This is a genomic window from Streptococcus sp., assembly GCF_019414905.1.
Lineage (GTDB): Bacteria > Bacillota > Bacilli > Lactobacillales > Streptococcaceae > Streptococcus.
On sequence record NZ_DXLC01000104.1, the window covers coordinates 1 to 8,678 of the forward strand.

General features: G+C 43.6%; 6 protein-coding genes and 1 pseudogene. 1 reads left to right on the forward strand and 6 read right to left on the reverse strand.

Features of this window, described 5'->3' with window-relative positions:
• Positions 1 to 238 (forward strand): annotated as a pseudogene (locus tag QZ359_RS03130) (hypothetical protein); the annotation flags it as partial.
• A gap of 607 nt (positions 239 to 845) precedes the next feature.
• Here QZ359_RS03130 and recG read toward each other — a convergent pair.
• The 6 genes from recG to QZ359_RS03160 form a co-directional block, all read right to left on the reverse strand.
• Positions 846 to 2,861 (reverse strand): ATP-dependent DNA helicase RecG, encoded by a 2,016-nt coding sequence (recG, locus tag QZ359_RS03135; protein WP_293959344.1) that lies wholly within the window; start codon positions 2,859 to 2,861, stop codon positions 846 to 848.
• An 18-nt stretch (positions 2,862 to 2,879) separates the two neighbouring features.
• A complete protein-coding gene (gene alr / locus QZ359_RS03140; RefSeq protein ID WP_293959347.1) occupies positions 2,880 to 3,983 on the reverse strand; it encodes an alanine racemase in 1,104 nt (367 codons plus the stop codon).
• A complete protein-coding gene (acpS, locus tag QZ359_RS03145) occupies positions 3,973 to 4,335 on the reverse strand; it encodes a holo-ACP synthase (protein WP_293959361.1) in 363 nt (120 codons plus the stop codon). The genes alr and acpS overlap by 11 nt, the downstream gene beginning before the upstream one ends.
• A gap of 44 nt (positions 4,336 to 4,379) precedes the next feature.
• A complete protein-coding gene (locus tag QZ359_RS03150; RefSeq protein WP_261043773.1) occupies positions 4,380 to 5,411 on the reverse strand; it encodes a 3-deoxy-7-phosphoheptulonate synthase in 1,032 nt (343 codons plus the stop codon).
• Between the two features lies 1 nt (position 5,412).
• Positions 5,413 to 6,444, reverse strand: a complete 1,032-nt coding sequence (locus tag QZ359_RS03155; RefSeq protein WP_049500894.1) for a 3-deoxy-7-phosphoheptulonate synthase — start codon at positions 6,442 to 6,444, stop codon at positions 5,413 to 5,415.
• An 80-nt stretch (positions 6,445 to 6,524) separates the two neighbouring features.
• A partial coding sequence (locus QZ359_RS03160; RefSeq protein ID WP_293959358.1) for an SEC-C metal-binding domain-containing protein occupies positions 6,525 to 8,678 on the reverse strand: 2,154 nt, incomplete at its 5' end.

Consider the following 8,678-nt stretch of genomic DNA (forward strand, 5'->3'; position numbering starts at 1 on the left):
TCAACTACGTATGCGCGAAGAACAAGCCTTGTTAGCACAGGACTATGCCTTGGAAACTGCTAGGGCAGAAGGGATTGAACAGGGGTTGGAACGTGGTATTGAACAGGGACTGGAGCGTGGAAAAGTTGAAGGAAGTTTGTCTATGCTACTAAATCTAGTCCGTCAAGGTCTTTTGTCTTCTGAGGTTGCGAGTGAACAATTAGGAATGACCGTCGCTAAGTTTGAGGCCTTGTTGTAAGACCAGCACTAATGGTCAAGAAATCATTTTGTCAAGATGACATTTTTGGAATTAAAAAAATATAGAGAAACCAGCAAAGACGAGGTTCGCAAGCCGTAGTGGGAGTTTTTGTAAATCATTTAATCAATGACAGATTTTTCCGTAATAGATGGAAGAATCTGTTTTTTTAGTTATGCTAGATGTGGGCTCTGAAATAGTAAGATATGGTGTATTGAAATAAGATATGAACAAAGAAATTAGGAAAGTCAAATTATAGTTGAATGAAATAAAAACTGAACAAATTGATTGCGGAATTCAACCTAATTTCTAACAATATTTTAGAAAACTCGGTGGACTATTCAAGATTCAATCTACTATAATTTCTAGAAATTTTTTAGAATCCACAGTGTGCTATTTTAGATTCAATAAATTGTGCTTTTAGAAACGAAAAAAGAGCATTTCGCTCTTTCTTCTTCTATTCAATCTTATTTTTTGCTTCTTTCTTTTGGAAAGTGGTTTGGTAATTTACTTTAATCGTTACTGTCATGTGAGAGTCCTCGTTTCTTTTTGATGACTCTAGTATAAGGGGCAAACCTGAAAGCTAGCTTAAGTTTTCCTTAGAGAAAGCTTAATCTAAATGTTCTTTCTTTTCCAGATGAAGGGCAATCAGGCGCCATTCTGGCTCCTCTTGCCAAGCTTCTATCGAACTAATGTAACTAGCAACTTTTCTGGCTTCTTCTAAAATTGGAAAATCTTCAATAATATCAGCCACTTGGAATTCTGGAAGTCCTGACTGTCTGGTTCCAAAAATCTCACCAGAACCACGCATTTTCAAATCTTCCTCCGCAAGGACAAATCCATTGGTGGTTTCTGTCATGATGCGCATGCGATCTTTCCCAGAATCCGTCTTAGGATTGGCAACGAGAACTGCATAGGACTGCTTGTCCCCCCGACCGACACGACCTCTGAGCTGGTGAAGCTGGCTGAGCCCGAAGCGATCCGCATCCATGATAATCATGACGGTCGCATTTGGAACATTGACCCCAACCTCGATAACCGTTGTCGAAACCAGAATATCCGTCTTTTTCTCTTTGAAATTTTGCATGATTTGGTCTTTTTCGTCACTCTTCATCTTACCATGTAGAAGAGCCACCTTTGCCTTACCAGCAAAATGAGCCGTCAACTCCTCAGATAAAGCAATAGCATTTTTCAAATCCAGAGCTTCTGATTCTTCAATCAAGGGAGAGATGACATAGGCTTGAGAACCTTTTTGAATTTCCCCCTCTAACCAAGTCAAGACCTGAGGTAATTGCTCATGTTTGATCCAGCGAGTCACAATAGGCTTCCGTCCTGCTGGCATCTGGTCAATAATGGAAACATCCATATCGCCAAAGGCTGTGATGGCCAAGGTTCGTGGGATGGGAGTCGCTGTCATCATGAGGACATCTGGATTGTCGCCTTTTTCCCGTAAAATCCGCCTTTGACCCACACCAAAACGGTGCTGCTCATCTATGATAATCAAGCCCAGGCGAGCATAATCCACCCCATCCTGAATCAGAGCATGGGTTCCGATAATCAAATCAGCCTCACCCTTGGTAATTGTCTCCAAAACTTCTCTCTTTTCTGCAGCTTTCAAGGATCCTGTCAAGAGAGCGAGTTTCAAGTCTGGAAAGAGACTCTGTAGACTTTCAAAGTGTTGCTCTGCTAGGATTTCTGTCGGTACCATGAGGGCTGCTTGGTAGCCAGCCGTCACTGCCGCATACATAGCCAAGCCAGCGACTACCGTTTTCCCGCTCCCCACATCCCCTTGTAGGAGACGATTCATGTGGTGGTCCGACTTCATGTCGGTCAAAATTTCCTGCAAACTCTTTTCTTGAGCTGGGGTCAGAGCAAAAGGAAGATTTTCTTTAGCAGCTGTCACCTTTTCCTGAGACCAGTTCAGAACCAGACCGCTTCCCTGAACTTTATTTTCAGACTTAAGCGTCTGCAATTGCATCTGGAAATAAAAGAGTTCCTCAAACTTGATACGGCGAAGGGCCTGCTTGTATTCTGCCAAATCCTTAGGGAAGTGCATGGCTCTGACTGCCTGACAACGGGACATAAGTTTGTATTTGTCTAGTAAAGACTGGGGAAGATTTTCTTCTATCAAGAGGTCCAGTCCTTGATCAAAGGCCGTCTTGATAACCTTAACCAGACTGGCCTGACTGACTCCCTGAGCCAGTCGATAGACAGGCTGGAGGTCATCTTCCACCTGAGCAAGGACCTTCATCCCTGTCAAACTAGCCTTGGCACGGTCCCATTTTCCAAAGACAGCAAGAGTTGCTCCCAACTCTATCTTATCAGCTAGATAGGGCTGGTTAAAGAAATTCACCGCAAAAACAACTTCTCCCTGCTTGAGACTAAAGCGCAGACGATTGCGCTTGAAACCATAATACTGGACACTGGCGGGAGTCACGACTTGACCAGACAGAACAGCTTTTTCACCGTCTTCTAGCTCCAGCACCTGCTTGGTTTTGAAGTCTTCATAACGGAAAGGAAAGTAGAGCAAGAGGTCTTGCAAGTTTTCAATTCCTAGTTTGGCGTATTTTTCTGCTGACTTTGGTCCCACACCAGGTAAGACATGCAAGGGTTGATGTAGATTCATGCTCCACTCCTTTCTTTTTTAATAATATTCTCTCGGAATGCGGTCGCTGAGAAGACAAACTACCTCGTAGTTAATAGTCCCGCGGTAGGCAGCTACCTGAGTTGCTGTGATTTCCTTATCTCCGTCGCAGCCAATCAAGGTTACCTTGGTTCCGAGTGGGTAAGGCTTAGGCAGACGAATGGTGATTTGGTCCATCGAAACCCTGCCTACGATTGGGCAAGCTTGTCCATCTACCAAGACAGAGAAATTCTGCATGTCACGTGTCCAACCATCCGCATAACCGATTGGCACAGTCGCGATGACTTGCTCGCTATCTGCCTGATAGGTCGCTCCGTAGCCCATGCAAGCTCCGGCTGGAACTGTCTTGACATGAACCAGAGCAGACTCCAAGGTCAAGGCTGGGGTCAGGTCATAGGGCAAATTCAAGACCTCTCCACTCGGATTGAGACCATACATGGCATCTCCCATACGAACCGCATTGAAAATAGTCTCTGTATGCCAAAGAGTCGTTGCCGAGTTGCTAGCATGTACCAGCTCTGGAAGACCTTTCATACTGGCTAAAATAGTTTTAAACCGTTCTAATTGCTCATTAAAGTAGGTATCTGATTCCTCATCTGCAGTAGCAAAGTGGGTAAAAATCCCTTCAACACGAGCACCGTGTTGCTTGAGCAAATCTTGAGCCTGCTCAGCCTCGCCGACCTCTCTAAAACCAATCCGTCCCATTCCTGAATCAATCTTGAGGTGAACTGTCAATCCAGTTAGGTCTGCTTCCTTATCTAAGAGTGCTTGAATCCACTCCAGTCCAGCCACAGTCAAGGTGATGTCGTATTCTTTAGCTAGAGCGACAGCTTCTAGCTCAGAAACTCCTAAAATAAGGATTTTTTTGCTGAGTCCAGCTTGTCTGAGTTCAATGGCTTCATCAATATTGGAAACGCAAAAGCCATCAACATCATCTTGAATTGCCTTGGCAACGGCAACAGCCCCATGACCATAGGCATTAGCCTTGACTACTGCAAATTTAAGCGTTCCTTGAGGGATATGAACTCCCATTTGCTGAATATTTTGTCGAATAGCTCCCAGATGAATCAGAGCCTTGGTTGGTCTATGTGGACTAGCTTTCATGATTTTCCTCCAAAATGACACTGGCTGTCACAAACTGATCGGTATGGCTGATAGACAGCCAAATCTTTCCTGAAAATGGTGTCTGACTAAAATAAGGCGCCCCGCGTTCATTGTTCAAGACCTCCAAATCCTGAAAACCGAGTTTTCCAATACCAGTTCCCATGGCCTTGGAAAAGGCTTCTTTAGCAGACCAGCGACCAGCTAAATATTCGATTTGTCTGCGCCCTTTAAGACTGTTAAACCGTTCCATTTCCCGAGCGGTCAGCACGCGCTTAGCAAATCCTTCATGTCGTGTAACTGCTCTTTCTATCGAAGCCAATTCTTCGATGTCAATTCCGTGTCCAACTATCATTCTCATCAAAAGGAGTTGAGATTCCCCAACTCCATCCTTTTCACTTATTTTGTCAAGGTAGCATAGATTTCTTCTACCAAGGCCTCTGTATTTTCCCAACCTAGACAAGGATCGGTAATAGAGCAACCAAAGACCTCTGGTTGGTTTTGACGACCATCTGCTAGGTAAGATTCAATCATAAAGCCTCGAACCGTCTTTTTGATTTTCTCATTCCAATCACGATTTTGCAAGGTCTGGCGAACAATTCGAATCTGCTCCATATATTGCTTACCGGAATTATCATGGTTAGTGTCAATGAGGATAAAGGGATTTTCAAGTCCCATGGTTTCATAACGCTCAATAGCATTTAGCAAGGTTTCATAGTAAAAGTTAGGCTCATTTTTCCCATATTCATTAACTGCGCCACGAAGGATGACGTGGGCCAAGGGATTTCCTGAAGTCTCAACTTCTTGACCATGGAAGAGGAAGGTTTGTTTGTTTTGAGCGGCATAGATACCATTAAACATAACACCCAAATTTCCAGAAGTTGGATTTTTCATCCCGACTGGTGCATCAATCCCCGAGGCCACAAAGCGGTGCTCTTGGTCTTCCACAGAACGAGCCCCTACAGCATGGTAGCTGACCAAATCATCTACCAAGACCAGATTTGACGGATAAAGCATCTCATCTGCCGTTGTCAAACCAGTCTCTGTAATCACGCGGTAATGCAACTGGCGCACAGCCTGCAAGCCGTTAATCAGACTCGGAGCCTTAGAAGTATCTGGCTGGTGAACCAAACCTTTATAGCCGTCTCCATTTGTGCGAGGTTTAGCAGTATAAACACGCATGACCATGAAAATCTTGTCCGCCACCTTCTTTTGCAAGGCTGATAAACGGCGAGCATATTCCAAGACAGCCTCTTCATTATCAGAAGAGCAAGGACCAATCACCAAAAGGATACGGTCATCTTCTCCTGAAATAATGTCTGCCAATTCTCTATCACGGCGCTCCTTTAGTCGCAAGGCTTCCGTAGACAATTGGGTTTCTGCCTTGATTGCTTCAATATCGATTTCTTGACCTTTTTCAATAAATGCCATCTTATTCTCCTAGCGTTTGGTAGATTTCTCTGACAAGGGCTTCCGTATTTTCCCAGCCAAGGCAAGGGTCTGTGATTGACTTGCCAAATACTTCTGGTTCGTTTTGACGGCCGTCTTCTAGATAAGACTCAATCATAAAGCCGCGAACGTACTGCTTGATTTTTTCATTCCAATCACGGTTAATCAAGGTCTGGCGGACAATTCGAATCTGATCCATGTATTGCTTACCAGAATTGTCATGATTGGTATCCACAATGATAAAGGGATTTTCCAAGCCCATTTTCTCATACTGAGCAATGGTATCCATCAAATTATCATAGTAGTAGTTGGGAATATTCTTACCATACTCATTGATTGCTCCACGAAGAATGGCGTGCGAAAGAGGATTACCAGTTGTTTCCACTTCTTTTCCAAGAAAAAGGAAACTTTGTTTGTTTTGAGCAGCATAAATCCCATTAAACATAACATTGAGATTTCCAGAGGTTGGATTTTTAAAGCCAGTCGCGAAATCTGCCCCACTTGCCACAAAGCGGTGTTGCTGGTCTTCAACCGAACGGGCACCAACCGCCATGTAAGAAATCAAATCATCTACAAGCGGAAGATTTTCAGGATAAAGCATTTCGTCAGCTGTCGTCATACCTGTTTCTGTGATGACACGATAGTGGAGATGGCGCACGGCTTTAATCCCGTTGATAAGACTAGGCGCTTCTGTCGCGTTAGGCTGGTGAATCAAGCCCTTATAGCCATCTCCGTTGGTACGGGGTTTGGCTGTATAAACACGCATAACCATAAAGATACGGTCTGCCACTTCTTCTTGCAGAGCTGCCAAACGCTTAGCGTATTCAAGAACAGCTTCTTCATTATCAGATGAGCATGGCCCGATTACCAAGAGAATTCGCTGGTCTTCTCCACGTATAATGGCTTCTAACTCTTGATCGCGCTGTGATTTTCTCTCTAAAGCTTGGCCTTCTAATTTTGATAAGGCACGAACTTCTTCAATATTAATTTTAGGACTTTTTGCTGTAAATACCATAACTCATCTCCTTATAAAGCAAACGGATACCAAGTAAAAATTTACTTTTCACAAGGTATCCGCCTCTAAACTATCTCATTTTATTGTCTTTTACCGTGACAGTTTTTAAATTTCTTACCAGAACCACATGGGCAAAGTTCATTCCGTCCAATCTGGCTCAAATCCAAATCTTCTGGGATATTTGCTTGGTGGGCAGCGATATTGCGAGTCGCTGTTGTACTGATATGGTGTTCTGCTTGTGGTCTTTCTTGTTCATGAATTTGTGCTTTCATCATCAAACGTGTCACATCAAACTCAATCGAACCAATCATGTCATTAAACATACGGAAACCTTCTGCCTGATACTCAACAACAGGGTTGTTCTGAGCATAGCCACGAAGTCCAACCGCGTTACGCAATTGATCAAGAGCGTCGATATGATCTGTCCACTTGTTATCCACCACTCGTAGAATCAAAACTTTTTGGAATTCTTTAACTGCTTCTTCATCTCGTAGTTTTGAAACTTGACTGTCGTAAACCTTCAAGGCACGTTGGAAGAGCTCTTCCTTGATAGCCTTATCAGACAAGCCTGACAAGTCTTCCATCGTAATAGAATCTTCTGGAAGCAAGTTGTACTTAGCAAAGTTCAAAATCGCTTCTAGTTTTTCATCTTGTTTAGCACGCGCATGACCATCAACAACACGACCAATCGTGCGTTTGATCATTGAGTGAATTTCAGGCGCCAAGTCACGGTCTGCAGTGATAACATCGTAACGTTGAGCGTAGATAATTTCACGTTGTTCACGCATGACATCATCGTATTGAAGGACTTGTTTACGGGTATCATAGTTATTTCCTTCGACACGTTTTTGTGCTGCTTCAACTTGACGCGTCAACATACGAGACTCAATCGCCTCTTCAGACATGTTGAGACGTTCAAAGATTCCCTTCAAGCGTTCAGAACCAAAACGTTTCATCAAATCATCTTCGAGAGATAGATAGAATTGTGACTCACCTGGGTCTCCCTGACGACCTGAACGTCCACGAAGCTGGTTGTCGATACGACGGCTTTCATGACGTTCTGTACCAATAACACAAAGTCCTCCAAGTTCACGAACTCCTTCACCAAGCTTGATGTCGGTACCACGACCGGCCATATTTGTTGCAATGGTAACAGCACCACGTTGACCAGCATTCATGATAATTTGGGCTTCTTTATAGTGGTTTTTGGCGTTCAAGACTTCGTGAGGAACACCAGCTTCGACTAATTTTTTAGAAATGTAGTCACTGGTTTCAACCGCAACTGTACCAACCAAGACAGGTTGACCTTTTTGGTAACGAGCCTTAACGTCTTTAACAACGGCCTTAAACTTAGCTTCAATGCTAGCAAAAAGCAAGTCTGGATGGTCAATACGTTGAACAGGACGGTTTGTTGGGATTGGAATAACACGAATGTTGTAAATTTCACGGAATTCTTCTTCCTCAGTCTTACCTGTACCCGTCATACCAGACAATTTCTTGTACATACGGAAAAGGTTTTGGTAAGTAATTGAGGCAGATGTCTTGGTTTCATCCTGAATTGGCACACCTTCTTTAGCTTCAATAGCTTGGTGCAAGCCATCAGAATAACGACGACCTTCCATGGTACGACCTGTAAATTGGTCAACGATCAAGATTTCTTGTTCTTCGCTCACAACATAGTCAATATCGAGAAGCATGATATAGTTGGCACGAAGGGCGTTATCGATAAAGTGAGTCAAAGCTACGTTTTCGATGTCATAGAGGTTTTCAAGTTTGAAGTAGCTTTCAGCCTTGTCAATCCCTGAATCAGACAAACCAATAGTCTTAGACTGCACATCGATGATGTAGTCGTCTTTGTCCAAAGATTTTACATAGTGGTCTGCCATGTGGTAGAGCTGACTGGTTTCAACTGCATTAGCACCTGATACGATCAAAGGTGTACGAGCCTCATCAATCAAGATAGAGTCAACCTCATCGACCAAGGCATAGTTAAGCGGACGTTGTACCATGTTTTCAGCACGAACGACCATGTTATCACGAAGGTAGTCAAATCCGATTTCTGAGTTGGTTGAGTAGGTAATATCACACTCATAGGCTTCTTTTTTCTCCATTGGAGATTTGGCAGCCAAGTTAATCCCTACTGACAAACCAAGCCATGAGTACAATTCACCCATCTCAGTCGCGTCACGTTCTGACAGGTATTCATTGACCGTAACTACGTGAACCCCTTTACC

What these genes read in the sequence shown, in the direction of transcription:
- QZ359_RS03150 (WP_261043773.1), bottom strand. Translation starts at nt 5,411, where the DNA reads ATGGCATTTATTGAAAAAGGTCAAGAAATCGATATTGAAGCAATCAAG.
- recG (WP_293959344.1), bottom strand. Translation starts at nt 2,861, where the DNA reads ATGAATCTACATCAACCCTTGCATGTCTTACCTGGTGTGGGACCAAAG.
- QZ359_RS03155 (WP_049500894.1), bottom strand. Translation starts at nt 6,444, where the DNA reads ATGGTATTTACAGCAAAAAGTCCTAAAATTAATATTGAAGAAGTTCGT.
- alr (WP_293959347.1), bottom strand. Translation starts at nt 3,983, where the DNA reads ATGAAAGCTAGTCCACATAGACCAACCAAGGCTCTGATTCATCTGGGA.
- acpS (WP_293959361.1), bottom strand. Translation starts at nt 4,335, where the DNA reads ATGATAGTTGGACACGGAATTGACATCGAAGAATTGGCTTCGATAGAA.